17 protein-coding genes are annotated in these 21,595 nt (G+C 64.2%); 6 read left to right on the top strand and 11 right to left on the bottom strand.

Going from position 1 to position 21,595, the window contains the following annotated elements; all coding sequences use genetic code 11:
- Positions 1-670 precede the first annotated feature (670 nt).
- Positions 671-2,200: a murein biosynthesis integral membrane protein MurJ gene (murJ, locus tag BA190_RS15270; protein ID WP_068288811.1), complete on the top strand. Its 1,530-nt coding sequence runs from the start codon at positions 671-673 to the stop codon at positions 2,198-2,200.
- Here the strand turns inward: murJ and BA190_RS15265 are convergent.
- The 4 genes from BA190_RS15265 to BA190_RS15250 form a co-directional block, all read right to left on the bottom strand.
- Entirely contained in the window at positions 2,178-3,218 is a 1,041-nt protein-coding gene (locus BA190_RS15265) for a zinc-dependent alcohol dehydrogenase family protein (protein WP_068288808.1), read from the bottom strand. The two genes, murJ and BA190_RS15265, sit on opposite strands and share 23 nt — an antisense overlap.
- Positions 3,219-3,283: 65 nt before the next feature.
- Positions 3,284-4,669: a M20/M25/M40 family metallo-hydrolase gene (locus BA190_RS15260; protein WP_068288804.1), complete on the bottom strand. Its 1,386-nt coding sequence runs from the start codon at positions 4,667-4,669 to the stop codon at positions 3,284-3,286.
- Between the two features lie 140 nt (positions 4,670-4,809).
- Entirely contained in the window at positions 4,810-5,268 is a 459-nt protein-coding gene (locus BA190_RS15255; RefSeq protein WP_156771527.1) for a two-component system response regulator, read from the bottom strand.
- Between the two features lie 196 nt (positions 5,269-5,464).
- On the bottom strand, positions 5,465-6,967 hold the full coding sequence (locus tag BA190_RS15250) for a helicase HerA-like domain-containing protein (protein ID WP_068288798.1): 1,503 nt from the start codon (positions 6,965-6,967) through the stop codon (positions 5,465-5,467).
- Between the two features lie 201 nt (positions 6,968-7,168).
- Between BA190_RS15250 and BA190_RS15245 the strand changes: the two genes are divergently transcribed.
- The 3 genes from BA190_RS15245 to scpA are packed head-to-tail and all read left to right on the top strand — an operon-like array spanning position 7,169 to position 11,073.
- A complete protein-coding gene (locus tag BA190_RS15245) occupies positions 7,169-7,561 on the top strand; it encodes a DUF2780 domain-containing protein (RefSeq protein WP_068288794.1) in 393 nt (130 codons plus the stop codon).
- Between the two features lie 3 nt (positions 7,562-7,564).
- Positions 7,565-8,917, top strand: a complete 1,353-nt coding sequence (locus BA190_RS15240; RefSeq protein WP_068288791.1) for a methylmalonyl-CoA mutase family protein — start codon at positions 7,565-7,567, stop codon at positions 8,915-8,917.
- On the top strand, positions 8,914-11,073 hold the full coding sequence (gene scpA, locus BA190_RS15235) for a methylmalonyl-CoA mutase (protein ID WP_068288783.1): 2,160 nt from the start codon (positions 8,914-8,916) through the stop codon (positions 11,071-11,073). Before BA190_RS15240 ends, scpA begins: the two co-directional genes overlap by 4 nt.
- Before the next feature lie 126 nt (positions 11,074-11,199).
- On the opposite strand, the gene BA190_RS15230 is transcribed toward scpA, so the two are convergent.
- The 6 genes from BA190_RS15230 to BA190_RS15205 all read right to left on the bottom strand — a co-directional run bounded on the left by BA190_RS15230 (position 11,200) and on the right by BA190_RS15205 (position 19,075).
- Positions 11,200-12,783, bottom strand: a complete 1,584-nt coding sequence (locus tag BA190_RS15230) for a Na+/H+ antiporter (RefSeq protein ID WP_068288781.1) — start codon at positions 12,781-12,783, stop codon at positions 11,200-11,202.
- A 352-nt stretch (positions 12,784-13,135) separates the two neighbouring features.
- Positions 13,136-14,647: an alpha-N-arabinofuranosidase gene (locus tag BA190_RS15225; RefSeq protein ID WP_068288779.1), complete on the bottom strand. Its 1,512-nt coding sequence runs from the start codon at positions 14,645-14,647 to the stop codon at positions 13,136-13,138.
- Positions 14,648-14,805: 158 nt separating this feature from the next.
- Entirely contained in the window at positions 14,806-16,128 is a 1,323-nt protein-coding gene (locus BA190_RS15220) for an extracellular solute-binding protein (protein WP_068288774.1), read from the bottom strand.
- A gap of 78 nt (positions 16,129-16,206) precedes the next feature.
- Entirely contained in the window at positions 16,207-17,052 is an 846-nt protein-coding gene (locus BA190_RS15215; protein WP_068288771.1) for a carbohydrate ABC transporter permease, read from the bottom strand.
- A 3-nt stretch (positions 17,053-17,055) separates the two neighbouring features.
- Positions 17,056-17,985, bottom strand: coding sequence for a carbohydrate ABC transporter permease (locus BA190_RS15210; RefSeq protein WP_068288890.1), 930 nt, complete (start codon positions 17,983-17,985; stop codon positions 17,056-17,058).
- A 10-nt stretch (positions 17,986-17,995) separates the two neighbouring features.
- Entirely contained in the window at positions 17,996-19,075 is a 1,080-nt protein-coding gene (locus tag BA190_RS15205) for an ABC transporter ATP-binding protein (protein WP_068288887.1), read from the bottom strand.
- 261 nt (positions 19,076-19,336) lie between these two features.
- Between BA190_RS15205 and BA190_RS15200 the strand changes: the two genes are divergently transcribed.
- Positions 19,337-20,080, top strand: coding sequence for a FadR/GntR family transcriptional regulator (locus BA190_RS15200; protein WP_068288767.1), 744 nt, complete (start codon positions 19,337-19,339; stop codon positions 20,078-20,080).
- A 91-nt stretch (positions 20,081-20,171) separates the two neighbouring features.
- Positions 20,172-20,513, top strand: coding sequence for a cupin domain-containing protein (locus tag BA190_RS15195; RefSeq protein WP_068288766.1), 342 nt, complete (start codon positions 20,172-20,174; stop codon positions 20,511-20,513).
- Between the two features lie 36 nt (positions 20,514-20,549).
- Here the strand turns inward: BA190_RS15195 and BA190_RS15190 are convergent, their stop codons facing one another.
- The gene (locus BA190_RS15190; RefSeq protein WP_068288761.1) at positions 20,550-21,590 is read right to left on the bottom strand and encodes an alpha/beta hydrolase; all 1,041 of its coding nucleotides are present in this window, start codon (positions 21,588-21,590) and stop codon (positions 20,550-20,552) included.
- Positions 21,591-21,595 lie beyond the last annotated feature (5 nt).

The following is a 21,595-nucleotide window of genomic DNA, read 5'->3' as shown; positions in this document are numbered from 1 at the left end:
CTCGAATGGCGCCTGCTTCGCAGGGACCGCCCTCTACATCCCGCAATCCATCGGGCTGCAGGGCGTCTTCAGGCACTTTATCGAGAAGCTGAAAGGGCGGAGCATTCTCCGCCCTTTTCATTTTAGGAGATTTTACCGTGCGTCCGTCCCACCTGACGCATGGCTTGCCCCTTTCTTGGCACAAGGCCTAAATTCGAAATCTTCGACAGATCAAATAATGCATTGATATTCTTATTTTTTCTCAAAAACTGGTAGCGGAGCACCTGCAATCGCTACGCATGGCTCGCCTAGCAGCCATGCAAACTCAGCAATTGTTTATTGTGCGGCGCACACTAAACTAATCCTTGTCAAACGGCGCGGAACTTTTTCCCCGTTTGATAGCCCTCCTTGGGCGTTTCCTCCCTAGACTTGGGCCGCAGCGCAAGCTGCGGCCTCTTTCTTTTTCAGGGGCTTTTGCACTCTGGCGCAATTGTCGAGAATCGCAAGGCATGGAAACGGCACATCCGAGTAAATCGACGCCACACTTGAACGCGACTCGCCCGGACAGTGGCTTCTCCACCGAAAATCCATACCGTCCTCACCCGACGGCAACCTTTTCAAGGCGATACTGCCTGTTCCCGCCGATCAAAGCCGCGTATAGGCGGAGCTGACATCACGATAGGCCCTCTCCTTGCTGAAGAACATTCTTTCCATCGGCGCCTGGACCATGGTGTCACGCGTGACCGGTTTTGTCCGGGACGCCTTGATGGCCGCCCTGATGGGAAGCGGCCCGGCCGCGGAGGCCTTCATCGTCGCCTTCCGCCTACCGAACAATTTCCGCGCCATCTTCGGCGAAGGCGCCTTCAACGCCTCCTTCGTGCCCGCCTACACCAGGGTTCACCAGCAGGATGGGGACGACGCCGCACGGCTGTTCCAGGGGCGGATTGTGTCGATATTGCTGATCTCGCAGGTCATCCTGCTGGGATTGGTGCTGATCTTCACGCCGCAATTCGTCGGCTTGAATGCGCCGGGCTTCGAGGGCGAGCGTTTCGACCTCGCCGTGACGCTCACCCGGATCACCTTTCCGTATCTCATCCTGATTACTCTGGCCACGCTCTATGGCGGCGTGCTCAACGCCGTCGGACGCTTCACGGCCGCCGCCGCGGCACCGATCCTGCTCAATGTGGCGATGATCGCCACCCTGCTCGCGCATCATTGGTTTCCGACCACCGCCCACGCCGCGGCCTGGGGCCTCACCATCTCCGGTGTCCTGCAGCTCGGCTTCATGCTGTGGGCGGCGCGCCGGGCCCGCGTGCTCGCCAAGCCCGAGCCGATCAAGCTGGACGCGCCGGTGAAAGCCTTCTTCAAGGCGCTGGGGCCGGCCACTATCGGCTCGATGGGCACCCAGATCGCCATCTTTGCCGATACCATCATCGCCTCGCTGCTATCGGCCGGTGCGGTGGCAGCCCTCTATTATGCCGACCGCATCAATCAATTGCCGCTCGGCATCATCGGCATCGCGGCCGGCACCGTGATCCTGCCGCAGATGAGCCGCCTGCTGGCGGCCGGACAGGTCGACGAGGCGCATGCCGCCCAGCGGCGCACCATCTTCCTGACCTGGCTGCTGGCCGCGCCTTTTCTCGCCGGCTTCCTTGCCGTCCCCGATCTCATCATGCGCGCATTGTTCATGCGCGGCGCCTTTACCGCGGCTGATGCCGAGGCCGCCTCCAGCGCCCTTCTCGCCTATGGCGCAGGCCTGCCGGCGGTGGTGCTGATCCGCTCGGCCGTCGCCAGCTTCTATGCCCGCGGCGATACGGCGACGCCGCTCTGGGCCTCCCTCACCGGCATCGCCGTCAATATCGGGCTGAAGATCGTCCTGATGGGACCGCTGCAGCAGGCGGGGCTTGCCCTGGCGACTTCGCTCGGCGCCTGGGTCAATCTCGGCCTCCTGGCAGTGCTGGCCAGTCGCCGCGGCTTCATGCATCTCGACCGGCGCCTCTATGCCATGCTGGCTTGCGTCGCCCTGGCAACCGTCACCACCGGCCTGGCCATGTATGCGGCCGCCACCGCCCTGGTGCCATTCCTGGCCGGGCTCTCCCATATTGGAGACATTATCGGCCTCGCCATCGTCGGCATCGTCGGCGCGGCGTTCTACGGCGCCACCGTCTATTGTGCGTTCGGCACGGCCGGCATGGATCTCAAAAGCGCGTTACGACGCTGATGCCGACGCCGTCGAAGCGGTCCATACGCATCAAGGCCTCCGGCGCCTCGTCGAGGCCGATGCGGCTGCCGATCAGCTTCTGAGGCGCCAGTTTACCTGAGGCGATCATGTCGAACATCGCCTGGTAGCGGAAAGCCTGCATGCCGTGGCTGCCGAGGATCTCGAGCTCGTAGGCGATCACACGGTCCATCGGAATCGGCGGCCTGGCATGGTCGCCCAGCATCAGGCCAACCTGGACGTGGCGGCCGCGCCGGCGCAGATTGCCGATGGAATTGACGCTGGTGACGGGATGGCCCAGCGCATCCAGCGACACCTGGGCGCCACCGCCGGTGAGGTCTCGGACCGCGGCGACCACATCCTTGGTCTGCGCCGCATTGATGGTTGCCACCGCGCCGAATTGGCGAGCGAAATCCAGTTTTTCATCGGTCAGATCGATGGCCACGACATTGGCGCCGACAGCGCTGGCAATCATGATTGCCGACAGCCCGACTCCGCCGCAGCCATGCACGGCGACCCAGTCCCCTGCCCGGACCCGTCCCTGGTCGACCACCGCCCTGAAGGAGGTAGCAAAACGGCAGCCCAGGCTCGCCGCCGTCGCCGAATCGAGGGTTTCGGGCAATTCGACCAGATTGGCATCGGCAAAATCGAGCGCCACGAACTCCGCAAAGGAACCCCAGGCCGTGAAACCCGGCTGGAACTGCTGTTCGCAGACCTGCTGGTTGCCGCCGGCACATTCCCGGCAATGGCCGCAGCCGGCGACGAAAGACACGGTGACGCGCTGCCCCGCACGCCAGCGCCTGACCTGGTTGCCGACCGCCACGATAGTGCCGGCCAATTCGTGCCCCGGGACATGGGGCAGCACGATATCGGAGTCGTGCCCCATCCAGCCATGCCAATCGCTGCGGCACAGGCCCGTGGCCTCGACCTTGACCACCACCCCCTCCGGCGAGGGCGTCGGGTCGGGAACGCTTTGGAGTTTCGGCGACTGCCCGAACTGTTCGAAAACCACGGCTTTCATGATGGATCCGTATCGCGCCAACAAAGGGGGGCAGGTGCTGGCACCGGCCCCGCTGACGGCCTGTCCTATTTGGCGAGCGCGTCGAGAATGCGCACCCAGGAGCGGATGCCCCGGTGGAAGCTGCGCACATCGTACTTCTCGTTGGGCGAATGGATCTGATCGTCTTCCAGGGCAAAGCCGATCAGAAGCGAATCGATGCCGAGGATGCGCTGCATGTCGCCGACTACCGGGATCGAACCGCCGGACCCGATCACCGGCGCAGTGCGACCCCACTCCTCCGCCAGCGCCGCTCGCGCCTTGGCCAGTGGTTCGCTATCCGCCGGCACGGCGATGGCGGGGCCGAGGCCATGCGACTGGAATTCGGCCTGGCAGTCAGCCGGCAGGCGATCGGCCACGAATTTGCGGAAGGCAGCCTGCACCTTTTCGGGCTCCTGGCCGGCCACGAGGCGGAAGGACACCTTGGCGAAAGCCTGGGCGGCGATCACCGTCTTGGCGCCCTCGCCCTCATAGCCGCCGCTGATGCCGTTGACATCGCAGGTCGGGCGTACGGTGATCTGCTCGAGCACCGTGCGATCCTTCTCGCCGGCCGGCACCTTCAGGCCGACTTCGGCAAGATAGGCCTCACCGTCGAAATCGAGAGCGGCCCACTCGGCCTTCACCGCGTCGGGCAATTCCTTCACGCCGTCGTAAAAGCCCGGCAGGGTGACGCGGCCATCGTCGTCGTGCAAGGCGGCGAGGATCTTCGACAGCACCCGAATCGGGTTCTGGGCAGCACCGCCATACATGCCCGAATGCAGGTCGCGGCTGGCGGCCTTGATGGTGACTTCCTCATAGACCATGCCGCGCAGCATGGTGGTGATGGCTGGCGTTTCGCGATCCCACATGTCGGTATCGCAGACCAGGCAGAAATCGGCCTTCAGCTCGTCCTTGTTCTCCTTGAGGAAGGGAATGAGGCTGCGCGAGGATGATTCTTCCTCGCCCTCCAGGAACACCGTCACATCGATCGGCAGTTCTCCCTGCGTCTCGATCAGGGCGCGGCAGGCCTCGATGAAGGTCATCACCTGGCCCTTGTCGTCGGAAGCGCCCCTGGCCACAATGATATCGCCGTGGGGACCGGGCTTGCGCACCGGCTCGAACGGCTTGGTGTGCCACAGATTGAGCGGATCCGGCGGCTGTACGTCATAGTGGCCGTAGAATAGGACATGCGGCACGCCCGGCTTGCCGGTGCGCCGATGTCCCACCACCATGGGATGGCCGATGGTCTTGCGCGGCGAGGCATCGAAGCCGATGTCCCTCAAGACCGCGGCCGCCCATTCGGCGGCCTTCTGACAATCGCCGGCATAGGCGCTGTCGGCGGAGATCGAGGGAATGCGGAGAAATTCGAACAGCCGGTCGAGGCTGGCATCGAGTGCCTTGTCGGCAGCATCGAGCGCTTTATTGATATCAGACATGTGCCTTAACGATGCGGGTGAGAAAGCGCCAAGCTAACGCGCCTTGCCCGATCTGGGTAGGGCCGACTTGCCTTCCGATGGCATTTTCGCGGCCTGTGGCTGCGCCCTCCCCTCAGCGGGAAGGGCAAAAATAGCGCTGGTCAGCTCGCAAGGCTCCGCATCCGAGCGGTGAGTCGTGTGCGCTGGATCATCGATCCCACCCGCCGATAGATCTGCCGCGGCGAGACCGGCTCGGTCAGCACGGCATCGAAACCAGCCTGGGTGGCCGTGAGAAGCGCAGCACGGTTCGGCTGGTTTGCGACCAGCAGAATCGGCACTTCACGCAGCTCGCCTCCTTCGTCCTGGCTCAGTGCGCCCAACAATGCAAAGGCGTCCGCAAGCACCGGCAGTGCGATCACAACACCCAGCGGGGGATCCCGGCGCGCCATCTCCAGAGCATCCACGATACCCGAAGCAAGTCTGACTTTGGTCATGCCGAAATCCAGCAGGTTCTCACGCCAAAACTCGGCAACCTCTCGGTTTGGATTCACTAATAAAATATCAGCGGATTGTATTACTTTTCTATTCGAGCGGTCGTTCAGTATAGTTGCGCCATCCATCGCCCAAGAGCCTCCAGCAATCGCGCTTCAAAAGCTCATACGCCAAGGGTACCCAAACGTATATGCTGATCCCAATACCTCACCAGGAGGGGCAGGAATGCAATACGGGAAATTTGACGTAGGCGGCCCGAATAACGGCGAACTGGTAGTACTTGTATACTGACTCTTCAGCTATGGCATTGCGAGGGCGCTTGCCTTAGCGTCGCGAACGGCCGCCGAGCACACCTCTCAGGATCGCCTGGGTAATCTCCCGGCCGGCGGTCGTGGCGATCGTGCGTGTCACCGAGCGAATCACGGCCTGCGAGGTCGTCATGCGGCCGGAAGCACGCCCGCCGCCGCTGCCCGAACCGAACACGCTTCCCAGGACGCTGCCGAGCAAACCGCCACCCTCCTCCGCCTGCTCGGCGGGCGCTGCCTCGTCGGTGACGCGGCGCTGCAGCATTTCGAAGGCCGATTCGCGATCGACCACGGTTTCATATTTGCCGCGTAGCGGGGAAGCTTGCAGGATCGCCTGGCGTTCGGCTGGCGTGATGGCGCCCACCCGCGCCGCCGGCGGCAGGATCAGCGCCCGCTGCACAATGGACGGCACGCCATTGCCTTCGAGGAAGGAGACGAGGGCCTCACCCTTGCCGAGTTCCGAGATGACCTTGGCGGTGTCGAGCTCGGGATTGGGGCGGAAGGTCTCGGCCGCGGCCTTGACCGCCTTCTGGTCGCGCGGCGTGAAGGCGCGCAAGGCATGCTGCACGCGATTGCCGAGCTGGCCGAGCACGGTGTCGGGCACGTCGAGCGGGTTCTGGGTGACGAAATAGACGCCGATGCCCTTGGAACGGATCAGGCGCACCACCTGCTCGATCTTTTGCAGCAGCGCGGGCGGGGCATCGTTGAACAGGAGATGCGCCTCGTCGAAGAAGAACACCAGCTTGGGCTTGTCGAGGTCGCCGACCTCGGGCAGTTGCTCGAAGAGCTCGGACAGCAGCCAGAGCAGGAAAGTGGCGTAGAGCTGGGGCGCCATCATCAGCTTGTCGGCGGCCAGGATATTGATGGTGCCGCGCCCCTTGGCATCGAGCAGGCCGATATCGGCAAGCGACAGGGCCGGTTCGCCGAAGAATTTGTCGCCGCCCTGCTGCTCCAGGGCCAGGAGCTGGCGCTGGATCGCCCCCACCGTCGTCTTGGAGACATTGCCATAGGTCTTGATCAGCTCGGCCGCCTTGTCGGCCATATCAGCCAGCAGGGCCTGAAGGTCCTTGAGATCGAGCAGCAGCAGGCCCTGGTCGTCGGCGAGCTTGAAGGCGGCGTTGAGCACACCCTCCTGGACGTCGTTCAATTGCAGCATCCGGGCGAGCAGGAGCGGCCCGACATCGGAGACCGTCGCACGGATCGGCATGCCCTGCTCGCCGAAGACGTCCCAGAACTGCACCGGAAACTGGTCGGGCTGATAGGTGATGCCGACGTCGGCGGCCCGCTTGACGATGAAGTCCTTGGCTTCGCCGCGCTGGGAGACCCCGGAGAGGTCACCCTTGATGTCCGCCGCGAACACCGGCACGCCACGGGCGGAGAACCCTTCCGCCAGGACTTGCAGGGTCACCGTCTTGCCGGTTCCCGTCGCCCCGGTGACCAGCCCATGCCGATTGCCGAAGGCCAGCGCGAGATATTGGGGCTCCGCGCTCTTGGCAACGAAAATCCGGCTCTGATCGGTCATCTCTTCCTGTCCTGAACGGTCAAATCGCAACGCGAACCATAACCGGCCGCGCGGCCAATCGCTACGGCCAATGGCTTGATGAAGTGTTACAAGTATTTAAAGCCACGGCCTTGATCTCCATGGCAAAATGGGAAACAGAGAAGAGCGGTTGGCCTACCGTGGGTCTTTGGTAGCATCCGCGTCACGTCAGGGAGAAAAAAGATGGAAGAGCTGGTCGCCCAACTGGGTGCGAAGATTGGCGTGAGCCCCGAAGTTGCGACGCAGGCTATCGGTGCCGTGCTTGCCTTCCTGGAGCGGGAAGGACCCGCCGACGCGGTATCGAAGCTCGTCGATTCGATCAGTGGCGCGCGTGAAGTCACCAATGAGGCCATGAATGCCCAGAGCGGCGGTTTCATGGGCATGCTGGCCGGCATGGTCGGCCATGTCGGCGGCGGCATCGCCGGCCTTGGCGGCCAGTTGATGGCGCTCGGCCTCGACCTCAACCAGATCCAGGCGATCGGCAAGGAGCTCTTCGCCTATGCCGAGAAGGAAGCCGGCCCGGAAGTGGTCGGCAAGATCGTCGCCGAGATCCCCGAACTCGGCCAGTTCGTCTAAGCCATGGCGGAGGCGGGTGCGGACGAGGCCCGTTGGCGCGACGCCGTCGCCGGCGTGCTGAAAGGAGCCTCCTTCGAAGACAGGCTGACCAGCCCGTTGCCTGGCGGCGCGCGCCTGCAGCCCATCTATGCCCGCATGGCCGGCGCCCTGCCCATCCCCGGGCGGCCGCCGGCTGCACCCTGGACCGTGGTCCAGCGCGCCGATCATCCCGACATCGTATCGGCAAATGCCCAGCTCCTCGAAGATCTCGAAGGTGGCGCCAACGGCATCACGCTGGTATCGGCCCAAAGCCCGTTCGCACGCGGCTTCGGCCTGTCCATCAACGGTGCCGACAGCCTGGATGGCCTGCTGGCCGGCGTCGTGCGCAATGCCATCGAGATCCGGCTCGACGCTGGGCCGCAGACCCTGCAGGTCGCGCGCTGGCTCAGCGAGATCGAAGGCGGTACCGTTCACTACGGCTATGACCCGATCGGCCAGCTCGCCACCACTGGCATCTTGCCGACCGGATGGCCCTCGACAGCTTCGGTTCTCGGCAATCATCGGCAAGGCGGCACAGTGCTGACCGCCGATAGCCGCGCCTTTCATGAGGCCGGCGCGACCCCGGGGCTCGAGCTCGCCAGCGTGCTGAGTTCGGCCCTGTCCTATCTACGCGTGCTGGAGGCGACCGGCCTGCGCCTGGAAGAAGCGCGCCACTGCATCGGCTTTACCGTCGCCGCCGACCAGGACGTGTTCACCACCATCGCCAAGCTGCGGGCCCTGCGCCTGCTCTGGCTGGAGATCGAGGAGGCCTGCGGCCTCGCCTCGAACCCGATCCATATTCATACGGAAACCGCCTGGCGCATGCTGAGCCGGCGTGACCCGGCCACCAACATGCTGCGCAACGGGCTGGCTGCCGCAGCTGCGGGGTTGGGCGGTGCCGACAGCGTCGCCATCCTGCCTCATACGGCCGCCAATGGGCTCGCCGACGCCCATGCCCGGCGTGTTGCCCGCAATTGCCAGCACGTCCTGATCAGCGAAGCCAATCTGCACCGCATCGCTGACCCGGCCGCCGGCTCGGGCGGGCTGGAGGCTATGACCCAGGCCCTCCGCGAGGCAGGCTGGGCCCAGTTCCAAGCCATCGAACGCCAGGGCGGCATCATCAACGTGATCCAGTCAGACTGGCTGCAGGAGGAGATCGAACGGCTACGCCAGCCTGTCGGCACCATCATCGGCGCCAATAAATACGCCCTTGCCGAAGAATCAATCGTTTCGGTGCTGCGCCCGGCCCCTGCAGACGCGGTATCGCCTGCGGCTCCGGCCTTGAGCCGCGGGCGCGATGCGGTCCCATTCGAGAGCGTGCCAGGAGGCGCCGCATGAGCCGCATCCCCGATTTCTCGAACCTCTCCTTGCGCCGTCTTTCACCCGGCCCGCTGTTGACCGGCGAGGTCTGGCAGACGCCCGAGGGTATCGATATCAAGGCCGTACATGGGGAGAGCGACCTGATCGGCCTGCAGGCCGTCGATTCCTGGCCGGGCCTGCCGCCATTCCTGCGCGGCCCCTACCCGACGATGTATGTCCAGCAGCCCTGGACCATTCGCCAATATGCCGGCTTCTCCACCGCCGAGGAATCCAACGCCTTCTATCGGCGCAATCTTGCGGCGGGCCAGAAGGGCCTTTCGATCGCCTTCGATCTTGCCACCCATCGCGGCTATGATTCCGACCATCCGCGCGTGACCGGCGATGTCGGCATGGCCGGCGTCGCCATCGATTCCATCATCGACATGCGTACGCTGTTCCAGGGCATCCCGCTCGACGAGATGTCGGTGTCGATGACCATGAACGGCGCCGTGCTGCCGATCCTGGCGCTCTACATCGTCGCAGCCGAGGAACAGGGCGTTTCACCAGACAAGCTGGCGGGCACCATTCAGAACGACATTCTCAAGGAGTTCATGGTCCGCAACACCTATATCTACCCGCCGGGCCCCTCCATGCGCATCGTCGGCGACATCATCGCCTACACCGCGCAGAACATGCCGAAATTCAATGCGATCTCGATCTCCGGCTATCACATGCAGGAGGCCGGCGCGACGCAGGATCTGGAGCTCGGCTACACGCTGGCCGACGGGGTCGAATACATCAAGGCCGGGCTGAAGGCGGGGCTCGATATCGACCATTTCGCGCCGCGCCTGTCCTTCTTCTTCGCCATCGGCATGAACTTCTACATGGAGGTCGCCAAGCTGCGGGCCGCCCGACTGCTGTGGACGCGCCTGGTGCAGCAGTTCAATCCGAAATCGGCCAAGTCGCTGGCCTTGCGCACGCATTGCCAGACGTCCGGCTGGTCGCTGACGGCGCAGGACGTCTACAACAACGTCACGCGTACGTTGATCGAGGCGATGGCGGCGACGCAGGGCGGCACCCAGTCCCTGCACACCAACGCCCTCGACGAGGCGCTGGCACTGCCGACGGATTTTTCGGCCCGCATCGCCCGCAATACCCAACTCGTGCTGCAGCAGGAAAGCGGCACCACGAGGCTGATCGACCCGTGGGGCGGGGCCCACGCCATCGAAAGCCTCACCGCCGACCTTGCCGCCAAGGCCTGGCAGCATATCGAGGAAGTCGAGGCGATGGGCGGCATGGCCAAAGCGATCGAGGCCGGCCTGCCCAAATTGCGCATCGAGGAAGCCGCCAGCCGGACCCAGGCCCGCATCGATGCCGGCGAACAGGCGGTGATCGGCGTCAATATCTACAAGCCTCAGTCCGAGCCACCGCTCGACCTGCTCAAGGTCGACAATTCGGCCGTTCGCGCGGCCCAGATCGCCAAGCTCGCGCAGTTGAAGGCCGAGCGCGATCCGGTTGCCCTGGAGCAGGCCCTGGACGCCCTGAGCAAGGGCGCAGAAGGCGATGCCAATCTCCTTGCCCTCGCCGTCGACGCGGCGCGGGCCAAGGCGACCGTCGGCGAGATTTCGTCAGCCCTCGAAAAGGTGTTCAGCCGCCACAAGGCGCAGATCCGCGCCACCTCCGGCGTCTACAAGGCAGCCATGAGTGGCGACGGCATCGAGAAGGTACAGCGCCAGACCGCCATCTTCCGCGAGGAAGAAGGACGTCCGCCCAAGATCCTCGTCGCCAAGATGGGCCAGGACGGTCATGACCGCGGCCAAAAGGTCATCGCCTCCGCCTTCGGTGATCTCGGCTTCGAGGTCGAGATCGGGCCCCTGTTCGCCACGCCCGACGAAGTCGCCAGGCAGGCCGCCGACAGCGATGTCCACATCGTCGGCGTTTCCTCCCTCACCGCCGGACACCTGACGTTGGTTCCCGCCTTGCGCAAGGCCCTGGTGGCCGAGGGCCGGCCCGACATCATGATCGTGGTGGGCGGCGTGGTACCAGAGCACGATTTCGAAGCTCTTTATGCGGCAGGCGCCCAGGCGATCTTCCCACCCGGCACGGTGATCACAGAGGCGGCCAGCGGCCTGCTCGACGAATTGCTGAACCAGCTGCGCCACCGGCACCACAACCGGCCACGGGACGCTCAGTAACGGCCGGCGTTTTATGGGATCGCAGGCATCCCTGCCTGCTCTTCCTTGAAACGCCGCGGTTCCAAGGGCGGGCAAGGATGCCTGCGATCCCAATGTACTCCGCCAAGATCGTCACGCCCGCCCTCATCACGATTTGGCGGAGATCGCGCTCAACTCTTCCAGGTCCAAGTCGCGTTCCAATTCGTGCAACGTCTCGTTGTCGATCTTCCCAACCCGGTGAAGCCTGATCAGCTCGTCGCGCCCGGTGGCGATCGCCGCCAGGACGACGTCGAAATGGGCATGAAGCCCCGGCTGATATTCTTCGGTGCGCTCGGCATAGTCGACGATCATCGTGGCCCGGCGCTGGTAGCGCTCCAGCAATCGGGGATGGATGAGTGTCCCCTCGCTGTCATAGGCGAGCTTCTGGATGGTGAGCAATTGCTTCTGCGCCATGGCGGATTCGGCCTGAGCCATGGTGAGGCGCGCCCTTTCCGATTCCGGCTCGACCGGCTTCACCCAGCCGATCACCCGCCCCAGGGTGGTGCCTTGGACCAGCACCGTTCCCAGGATCACGGCGAACGACGTCACCAGGATGAAGTCGCGGCCGGGAAAGCCATCCGGCATGCTCAGCGCCAAAGCCAGGGTGACGACACCGCGTACGCCGGCCCAGCTCAGGATGGTGGCGTTGGCAAGGCCGAGCGGCGTGTAGCGGTCGAGCCCCGCAGCCATGCAAAGCCGGATCACCAGATCGGATCCGAACACCCAGGCAAAGCGCGCAAGGGTAAGCGCCAGCAGGACCACCAGAATAGGCACGACCATCGTATTGGCCACCACGCCGAAGCCGCCGCCGCGTTCCACCACGCCCCGCAGGGTAAAACCGATCAGGATGAAGACCGCGGCCTCCATCAGGAAGATCATCACGGTCCAGAACGCCGTGCCGCGCATGCGTACCGAGGCCGAAAACACGGTGTGCTGGTACCAGCCGGCAATCAGGCCCGTGGTGACCGTGGCAATGACGCCGGAGACATGAAGCATCTCGCCCAGCAGATAGGACGACCAGGACAACAGGCATGTGGCGGCGATGATCAGATATTCGTCACCGAGGCGGCGCGCGAGCAGCACCCACGTCGTACCGGCAGCGACTCCGACGAGCACGCCGCCCAATGCCAGCAGGAAGAACTCACCGACTGCATCCACCGCGCTGAAAGTGCCGGTGACGCCGGCCGCGATGGCAAAGCGAAACAGCACGAGGCCACTCGCATCGTTGAACAGGCTCTCGCCCTCGAGCAGGATCTGTAGGCGCCGGGGCAGTTTCACCCGCTGCAGCACCGCACGGGCGGAGACGGCATCGGGCGGCGAGACGATGGCACCGAGCGCCGCACAGGCGGCCCAAGGCAACGACGGGAAGACGAGATGGGTCGCCACGGCGACGATGACGCAGGTAAAAACCACTGCCCCGACGGCCAGCGAGGCGATGCCGATCATGTGGCGCCGCAACCGGCCGAGCGCGATGAACCAGGCCCCATCCATCAGCAGCGGCGGCAGGAAGATGACGAGCACCAGGTTGGGATCGAGCGCGATGGCGGGCAGGCCCGGCAGAAAGGCGAGCGATGCGCCGCCGACCAGCAGCGCCACGGAGGGCGGCAGCCCCAGCTTGTGGGCGGCATAATGCAGGACGATGATCGCCAGGAACATCGCGATCACCAGTTCGAACAGGTGAATTGGGTCCATCCGCCTCTGCCCCGATTTGGCTTTTGCAGACCCTATAACGTCACGTCGGAAATGAAAGCCGGCGTTTTCGGCACAAATGCCGGGTTGATGAGCCCTGTCGTGCCTCTCATTTTGAGGAGCACAGCCAGGACGAGCGAAACGCGCCAATCCTTCCCCGGTTTCGGGGAAGGTAGCGATGAGAAGCATCGACGGAAGGAGGAGAGTGGCTCAAATCGAGCAACAATAAGCCCTGTAGCGCCACTCCCCCCACCCGGCCCTTCGGGCCACCCTCCCCGCAGACGGGGAGGGATTGGCGCGCTCAATTCTGAAATCCAGCCTTGTTCAACTCGTTCGGCGAAATCGTCTCCTCCGCTCAGCGCGGCGCGGTGACGATCACGTTCCAGGAGCCCGGCAAGAGCCGCGCCTGCAGGCGATCTCCCTCCAGGCTCACCTTCTCGATCGGCGCCGGCGCGACAGTATCCTGGGCGTCCTTGGTGTTCACCGCCTTCATATTAGGATGATGGATCTGCAAAGCTTCCACCACCTGGCGGTTGCCGCCGAAGCCGCGCAGCAGGACCTCGAGGTCCATCGGCTCGCCGAGATGGCGATTCAGGGCGAAGATGGTGACCTGGCCGGTCGTCTCGTCCTCGGTGACGCAGGCATGGAGGTAGGGAATTTCCGGCGCCGTCTTGCCGGCATAGGAGGGTGAGGAGATCAGCGAGCGCAGCACGCGGCCATGGGCATGGCGTGCCGTGAGCGCGAAGGGATGGAAGATGGTCTGGCGCCAAGCCGCTCCGCCCGGCTCCGTCATGATCGGGCCGATGATGTTCACGAGCTGGGCGATGCAGGCGCATTTCACCCGGTCGGCATTGTTGAGCAGCGTGATCAGCGCACCGCCCACCAGGAGCGCATCCTCGGTGTTGTAGACCTCCTCGATCAGCGGCGGGTGCTCGGGCCAGCCGGGCTTGCGCAGATGCTCATGGGTGCGCGCCTTGTACCAGACATTCCACTCGTCGAGGGACAGCATGATCCGCTTGGGCGAGCGGCGGGTGGCGGCCACGGCGTCGGCAATGGCGACCACCTCCCGGATGAAGGCTTCCAAGAGCTCGATATTGCCGAGGAACTCCTCGGTGCTGTCATGCGGGTTCTGGAAATAGGTGTGCAGGGAGATGAAGTCGACATAGTCGAAGCAATGGTCGAGAACCTCGTACTCCCAGCGGGCATAGGTGGCCATGTCGCGATTGGACGAACCGCAGGCCGCCAGTTCGATCGAGGGGTCGACCCAGCGCATCACCTTGGCGGTCTCATGGGCGATGCGACCATATTCGCCCGCCGTCTTGGCGCCGATCTGCCAGGGGCCGTCCATCTCGTTGCCCAGGCACCAGAACTTGATGTCGTGCGGCTTTTCATAGCCGTGGCTCTTGCGCAGCTCCGAAAGCTCCGTGCCGCCGGGATGGTTGCAATATTCGATGAAGCGCCGCGCCTCGTCATGGTCGCGGGTGCCGAGATTGACGCCGAACATCGGCTCCACCCCGACCTTGCGGGACCAGTCGATGAATTCGTTGGTGCCGAAGGCATTGGTCTCGGTCGAGAACCACGCAAGGTCGAGCCGGCGCGGCCGCTGCTCAACCGGGCCGACACCGTCTTCCCAATTGTAGCCGGACAGGAAATTGCCGCCGGGATAGCGCACGATGGTGGTGCCGAGCTCGCGGGTCAGCTCGGCGACATCCTGACGGAAACCCTGGTCATCCGCGCTGGGATGGCCGGGTTCGAAGATACCGGTGTAGACGCACCGTCCCATATGCTCGACAAAGGTACCGAAGATACGGCGGTCGAGATCGGAGATGATGAAATCGTGATCGACGATCAGGCGGGCGGACGGCATGGCGAAAACTGACCTTTGGACGGGGGGAACGTTTGGCGGGAAAGGGGCCCACGGCGGGAGGAGAGCCGTGGGCCCTATAGCGTTTTGCGATTAGACGGAGTCACCACAAATCGCAAAGACGCGTTGAATCAAAGAGTTAGGTGTAGCGAGACGCGGCGTTACTTCGCGTTCGCCAGCAATTCGTTGATGCGGGACTGGGCATCGGCGAGCGCAGCGTCGATCTCCTTGTCGCCGGTCACGCCGGCGGTGACCTCGTCATTCTCGATCTCCTGGATCGCGAACTGGCGCTTCACCGCCGCCGGGCGGGCGGCGCCATTTGTGGTCAGCGGCGCAAGGTCCGCCCGGTGCGGCAGGGCCTTGAATTCGGCGCTGTCGGCCACGGATTTGCGGATGGGCAGATGGCCGGTGCGCGCCCACTGAAAATCATTGTCCCACAGGAATTTCAGAAATTCGTAGGCCGATTTGCGCTGGGCATCGGTGAGATCGGCCTTGAGGATCACCCAGCTATGCCCATCGGCCCAGACGCGCGGGCTGCCGGGATAGAGCTGCGGGAACGGCACCACGGCATAGCCGTTGGACAAGGGCGCTCCGCTCTTCTTGGATTCCTGGTCATAGGTATCAACAAGCCAGGTGCCGCAGATGAACACGCCCGCGTCACCGGCGGCGAAGCTGGCGACCGAGGCGGCATAGTCCTGCCCCTTGGTGGTATCGCCGGCCTGGTAGAGCGCCTTCAGCAGCGTCGCGGCGTTCTTGGCCTCGGGCGTGGCGAAATTGACCTTGGCCGGATCGGCGAAGAACTCCGAATTCTGCTGGTAGAGCAGCGTATCGAAGGTGCGCGTGAAGAAGGCGCGTTCGTTGGCGATGGTCCAGACGAAATAGGGCTTGCCCGTCTTCTCCTTGAACTGCTTGGCCTGGGCCAGCAACTCGTCGCCATTCTTGGGCAGGATCGGCTTGCCGGCGGCATCGACGAGGCCCGCCTGCTTGAACAGGTTCAAATTGATGTGCCAGAGCCAAGTATGGGTGTCGAATGGCAAGGCAAAGGTCTTGCCGTCCTTGATGACACCGGCCTTGGCGGCGTCGGTGAAATCGGCGGTATCGACCCCCGCCGCCTTCAGGCCCTCGTCCAGGGGCTCCAATAGCCCACGCGAGGAATAGTCGCTGATGACGGCCTCGTGCATGACCGAGATGGTCGGCGGCTCGCCGGAGCGGATGCGGGCGGTGAGCTGGTCATAGCCGGGCCATTCGACGATATCAACCTTGACGCGGGTATCCTTGCTCTCGGCATTGAACTTGTTGATCAGCGCCGTGATGATGCCGCACTCGCCATTGGCCTTGGCGACATCCGTCACGGAGCCATAGTCGGCTTCGCAGGCGCCGAAGAAGCGCGACACCGAGATCTCGGTCTTGTCCTGGGCAAGCCCAGCCTGCGACGACAGCAGCAAGAGGGCCCCGGCATAGAGCAATCGTTTCAAACCGATCATGCATTTCCTCCGTTTCGGCCGATTTTGTTCAAGGTCGAGCGCGCGGCCGGGACGCGGAACCAGGAGATCTCGTTGAATTCAGCGGATCGCGGCGCCGGCCACGGCGCGGACGATATATTTCTGGAAAAACAGATAGACGATGAAGACGGGCAGCCCGGCGAAGACGGCCTGCGCCATCAGGAAGCCGAGCCCCTCGGACTGGGCGAAGTTGGTCTGGGTGGAGGCCATGCCGACGGTGAGGGTGAACATGTCGGGCTTGGTCGCCGAGATCAGCGGCCACAGATAATCGTTCCAGGCCGACAGGAAGGTGAAGATGCCGAGCGTGGCCTGGGCCGGGATGGTCAGCGGCAGCACGACCTTCCAGAAGATCTTGAAGCGCGAGGCATTGTCGAGCATCGCCGCCTCGTCGATGTCGCGCGGGATGGCCTTGAAGTATTGCGTCATCAGGAAGACGCCGAAGGCATGGGAGAGCCCGGGCAGGATCAGCGCCGGATAGCCATTGTGCATCTTCCAATCGGTGAACATCTGGTGGCGCGCAATGATCACCGCCTGCTCGGGGATGGCGAGGCCCAGCAGGACCAGCACGAACAGGATGTCGCGGCCGAAAAATTCGGTGCGGGCGAAGCCGTAACCGGCCAGGGACGACAGCACCAGCGTGCCAATGGTCATGCCGCCCGCCACGATCATGGAGTTGAGCAGCCAGCGAAACACGCCGGATGAAGCGATGATGTCGGTGTAGTTCTTCAGCGTATAGGGCGGATGCAGGACCGTGGCGGTGGAGAGCATCAGCTCGGAATTGGGCTTGAAGGAAAGCACGATCACCCAGGCGACGGGAACCAGCCAGGCGAAGGCCAGAAGCAGGACACCAGCCAGGATCACCCGGTCGCCGGCGGTGCGGCCGACGAATTGCTGCGCGCTCGCCATGGCCTAGCCCTCCGTCCGCCGACGGGCGGCGACATATTGCAGGATCGCGGCAACCGCCATCAGCAGGAACAGCACCTCGGAGGCCGCGGCGGCGTAGCCGACGTTCCAGCGCTGGAAGCCCTCTTCATAGATGAACTGCACGATGGGGCGGGAGGCGTTGTTGGGCCCTCCCCGGGTGAGGAGCTGCGCCTGGCCGAAGAGCTGGAACTGCGCCACGATCTCATAGATCGCCACGACCACGACGCTGCGCCGGATCGAGGGCAGCGTGATCGACCAGAAGGAGCGCCAGCGCCCGGCATTGTCGAGCGCCGCCGCCTCGTAGAGCTCGCCCGGTATCTGCTGCAGGGCGGCGAGAAAGAGCATCATCGGCAGGCCGATCACCCACCACAGCGTGCACAGCGCGATGGCCGGCAGAGCGAGTTCCTGGCTGGTGAGGAACTGGATAGGCGGCAAGCCGAAAACCGAGAGGATGCCGGCGATCAGGCCTCGGTCCGGCAGATACATCATCTTCCAGATGATGGTGACGATGGTCACCGACAGGACCGAGGTGCCGAAGAAGATCGCGCGCAGGGCGGCACTGCCCCTGCTCTCCCGGTTGAGGGCGAGCGCGAGGGCAAGACCGATGGCGACGAAAACCGGCACAGTCATCAGCACGAAGACGAAGGTGTTGCTCACCGTGCCCAAGAAGACCTTGTCGGCGAACAGGCGGCGAAAATTCGCCAGGCCAGCAAAGGACGCCGTCTGGTCGAACATGTCGTATTCCTGCAGGCTGATCCAGATGCCGCGAAACAGCGGATAGACCAGCAACACCACATAGACGGCGAGGAAGGGCAGGATGAACAGGAGATTGCGCCAGCTCGGCCCGATCGAGGCGCCGGCATAGCGGGGAGCGGGTGTCACAGTTGCGGTGGAGGCAAGGCTCTGTGTCGACATCAGCCCCTCCTCACGCGGCATGGAAGGCGCGGCCGCCATCGTCGAACAGGTGTGCTGCCTGCGAATCCACCGAGAAGCGGGCCTCGCCCCCTGCAACGGCGGTCGACGCGCCCTTGTCCTCGGCAACCAGCGAGGTGCCGTCGGGCAGGCGCACATAAAGATGCGTGCGATCGCCGAGGCGCTCGACCACCTCGATCCGGCCGGCAAGGGAGCCTGCCGGATCGGCCCTGACGGCCTCCGCCCTCACCCCCAGGCGCAGATTGGCCCCCTGCGGCAGGGTCGCGACAGGCACACGCGTGGTGATGCCGGTGCCATCGGCCAGCCTGGCGGCGGCAAGGCCGCCCTGCTCGGCAACGGTGACCGGCAGGAAGTTCATCGCGGGCGAGCCGACGAAACGCGCCACGAATTCGGTGGCCGGGCGGGAGTAGACCTCCATCGGCGTGCCCACCTGCTCGATCTTGCGGGCGTTCATCACCACGATGCGCTCGGCCAGGGTCATCGCCTCGACCTGGTCATGGGTGACGAATATGGTGGTGGCCTGGACCTGCTGGTGCAGGCGGGCCAGTTCGACGCGGGTGCGCACGCGTAGCGCCGCATCGAGATTGGAGAGCGGCTCGTCGAACAGATAGGCCTTGGGGCTCTTCACCAAGGCCCGGCCGATGGCGACACGCTGGCGTTGACCGCCGGAGAGCTGGCCCGGCTTGCGGGCGAGCAGCGGCTCGATCTCCAGGATGCGCGCCGCTTCCTTCACCCGGCGATCGATCTCCTGGCTGGGTACGGCAATGTTGCGCAGGCCGAAGGCCATGTTCTCGTAGATCGTCATGTGCGGATAGAGCGCATAATGCTGGAACACCATGGCAACGCCCCGCGCGCCCGGAGGGAGCTGGTCGACCCTCTGGCCGCCGATCGAGATCGAGCCGCCATCGACGCGCTCCAGCCCCGCGATCATGCGCAGCAAGGTGGATTTTCCACAGCCCGACGGCCCGAGGAACGCAATGAACTCGCCCGAGCGGATCTTCAGCGAGAGGTCTGCGATGACGTTCACGGCGCCAAATGTCTTGGACACCCTGTCGATGTCGATGGCACTCAAGGTCTCTTCCTCCAACCATCTTTTCTTATTATCATCTGATGATAAGATATCGACAATCGCGATGCGGTGTCAATCCGCCGCCGACGTGAAGAATGGTAATTTGTAGGAGGATTTCTCGTTGGCAGGAGGGTTGCTGGGCGCTTTGTTCCCCCCCGATAGCAGTGTTAAGAGGTGGGAAGCCTCTCAGAACATGGCGGAATCAGCCGGTGCGAGGAGCATGATGCCGCCCGCGTCGAGCGACGGGTTGGTTTGGAGATGAGTATGTTCGAGCGGGATACCGCCATCAGCACGATGAGTGCGCAGGTCGCGCGCATCATCGGCACCCGCATCACCTCGGGAGAGTTCCGCCCCGGCGACACCCTGCCGATCGAGAACGAACTCTGCCAGGCCTATGGCGTCAGCCGCTCGACGGTGCGCGAGGCCGTGAAGAATTTGGCGGCCAAGGGACTGGTCGAAGTTTCCCCCAAGACCGGCACGCGCGTGCTGCCTTTCGCCGACTGGAACCTGCTCGACCAGGACGTGCTGTCCTGGCGCCTCAACGCCCAGTTCGACGAGCGCATCATCGAGGATCTCTACGAGATGCGGAATTGCTTCGAGCCGCGCGCTTGCTTCCTGGCGGCGCGGGACGGCTCGGCGGATGATCTCGAACGCATCCGCATGCGCTTCTCCGACCTTGTTTCCATGCTCGGGCAGCCGGCCCTGGCGGCGGGCGCCGAGACGGAGTTCCATCTCGCCATCATGACGGCCACCCATAACGGCCTGTTCGTCACGATCGGGCGGGCGGTCAAGACGGCGCTGAAGGTTTCCTTCGGCCTGACGCAGCGCAGCGCCAACGGCCAGGCGATGGACCTGCAGCCCTATCAGGCCGTGGTCTCGGCCATCCTCGCCCGCAAGGCTGACGAGGCGTCGCGCGCCATGAGCCAGTTGCTGGAAATTTCGCGGGCCCGCATGCTGGAGGCCCTGCGCAATGCACCGCGCGCCGTCGAGAAGACGGCCGGGCAATAGGGGCCGTCCCGTCGGGGTGACGGTCCGCGGGACAGCGCGCCGAACCAGAGCTCATCTTCCCGATCGTAGCTGGACAGAGAGGTGAAGTCCGATGATCCGCAGCAAGGAGCTATTCATCCGCTCCGGCGACGCCGAATGGCAGCCGACGCCGGATGGCAACCGTCGACGTATCCTGGCCTATACCGACGAGTTGATGATGGTCGAATTCGCCTTCGAGAAGGATGGCGTGGGCTGGCTGCATTCCCATCCCCACATCCAGTCCAGCTATGTCGCCGAGGGACGGTTCGAGATCACCATCGCGGGCAGGACCGAGACGCTCCTTGCCGGCGACAGCTTCATCGTGCCATCCGGCCTCGAACATGGCGTCAAGGCGCTCGAGAAAGGCCGGCTGGTCGACTGCTTCACCCCGCATCGCGCCGATTTCCTGGCGTAGTGCCGCATTTGCGAGATTGCGAGGCCGGCGCGAAAACTATTGATCCGCGTTCTCGATCGCGCGGGCGACCACGGCGCGCACTTCCTCGCGGCTCATGAAGATGTCGTGGTTGATGAAGCCGGAGCCGAAGTCGGAGGCGTCGACCACCTTCACGCCGGTCTTCTGCAACTCCTCGCTGTCGCCGGAACCGACGCGGGGCACGCCGCCGGCGAGCTTGGTCGAGATCTCCAGAGCGCGGTCGTTCTTGGAGACGATCACCGTCATCTTCGTCGACAGCGACGACAGCCGCTTCATCTGGCGACGGAAGAGGTCGAGGTCGACATCGGGATTGGCCAGCACGATGGCGCCGAAATGGTTGGGCAGGGAACCGCCCATGCGGTCGGACATCGAGCGCAGGGCTTCCATCGCCACCATCGAGCCCATGGAATGGGCGATCAGGTTGATGCGGCCGACCTTGGGATCGTTGGCGAGCGCCGTGAGCGTGTCCTCCAGGGCATCGCGCGACCACATCGCGCTGTCCTTGTCGGTCACGTAATCCAGGAGCGCCGCACGCGAGGGCCAGGAGAACAGTACGGGCACGCCAGAGAACTTGATGCCATCGACCAGCTTGGCATAGCTCGTCGCCGCGCTGTCGAAGGTCTCGTTATAGCCGTGGACATAGACGATGACGTCGCGTCCCTCGGCCTGCGTCGCAAGGGAGGTGGCTGGCTGATCGCCCGGCAGGGCACTGACGCCGGCGATCGACCAGCCGGGAGTGGAAACCGGGTTGACCGCGGCCAGCAGCGACTTGGACGGCGGATACATGACAAGGCGCGCCGCAGTCGGATCGGAAGCGCGCTTGGGGCCGAACCAGGGTTCCTTGTTGCCGGTCGAATTGCGCGTGGTCATCACCAGCATGGTCATGCCGCCGCGCCAGATGCCGAGCGGGGCAGTATTGGCCGCTTGGTCGTTCGAGGCCGTATTGGTCAGCACCGGCTTGAGAGACGAGGTCGAGTCACCGGAATCGTCATCGATCCCGACGCAGCCCGTCAGGACAAGCGCCGAAGCGATCAAAGCGAAGAGCGAGGCAGCCCGCATCGAAA

The organism is Labrys sp. WJW (genome assembly GCF_001676615.1).
In the GTDB taxonomy this organism is placed as follows: Bacteria; Pseudomonadota; Alphaproteobacteria; order Rhizobiales; family Labraceae; genus Labrys; species Labrys sedimenti.
The sequence above is the reverse complement of the archived record's forward strand: the minus strand, read 5'-3'. Positions and strand labels throughout refer to the sequence as shown.

Bases quoted from the DNA above. Each gene is read 5' to 3' on its own strand.
- BA190_RS15255 (WP_156771527.1), bottom strand. From the start codon at position 5,268: ATGGATGGCGCAACTATACTGAACGACCGCTCGAATAGAAAAGTAATA.
- BA190_RS15230 (WP_068288781.1), bottom strand. From the start codon at position 12,783: ATGGACCCAATTCACCTGTTCGAACTGGTGATCGCGATGTTCCTGGCG.
- BA190_RS15215 (WP_068288771.1), bottom strand. From the start codon at position 17,052: ATGGCGAGCGCGCAGCAATTCGTCGGCCGCACCGCCGGCGACCGGGTG.
- BA190_RS15195 (WP_068288766.1), top strand. From the start codon at position 20,172: ATGATCCGCAGCAAGGAGCTATTCATCCGCTCCGGCGACGCCGAATGG.
- BA190_RS15240 (WP_068288791.1), top strand. From the start codon at position 7,565: ATGGCGGAGGCGGGTGCGGACGAGGCCCGTTGGCGCGACGCCGTCGCC.
- BA190_RS15210 (WP_068288890.1), bottom strand. From the start codon at position 17,985: ATGTCGACACAGAGCCTTGCCTCCACCGCAACTGTGACACCCGCTCCC.
- BA190_RS15220 (WP_068288774.1), bottom strand. From the start codon at position 16,128: ATGATCGGTTTGAAACGATTGCTCTATGCCGGGGCCCTCTTGCTGCTG.
- BA190_RS15190 (WP_068288761.1), bottom strand. From the start codon at position 21,590: ATGCGGGCTGCCTCGCTCTTCGCTTTGATCGCTTCGGCGCTTGTCCTG.
- BA190_RS15200 (WP_068288767.1), top strand. From the start codon at position 19,337: ATGTTCGAGCGGGATACCGCCATCAGCACGATGAGTGCGCAGGTCGCG.
- BA190_RS15250 (WP_068288798.1), bottom strand. From the start codon at position 6,967: ATGACCGATCAGAGCCGGATTTTCGTTGCCAAGAGCGCGGAGCCCCAA.
- scpA (WP_068288783.1), top strand. From the start codon at position 8,914: ATGAGCCGCATCCCCGATTTCTCGAACCTCTCCTTGCGCCGTCTTTCA.
- BA190_RS15225 (WP_068288779.1), bottom strand. From the start codon at position 14,647: ATGCCGTCCGCCCGCCTGATCGTCGATCACGATTTCATCATCTCCGAT.
- BA190_RS15260 (WP_068288804.1), bottom strand. From the start codon at position 4,669: ATGTCTGATATCAATAAAGCGCTCGATGCTGCCGACAAGGCACTCGAT.
- BA190_RS15245 (WP_068288794.1), top strand. From the start codon at position 7,169: ATGGAAGAGCTGGTCGCCCAACTGGGTGCGAAGATTGGCGTGAGCCCC.
- BA190_RS15265 (WP_068288808.1), bottom strand. From the start codon at position 3,218: ATGAAAGCCGTGGTTTTCGAACAGTTCGGGCAGTCGCCGAAACTCCAA.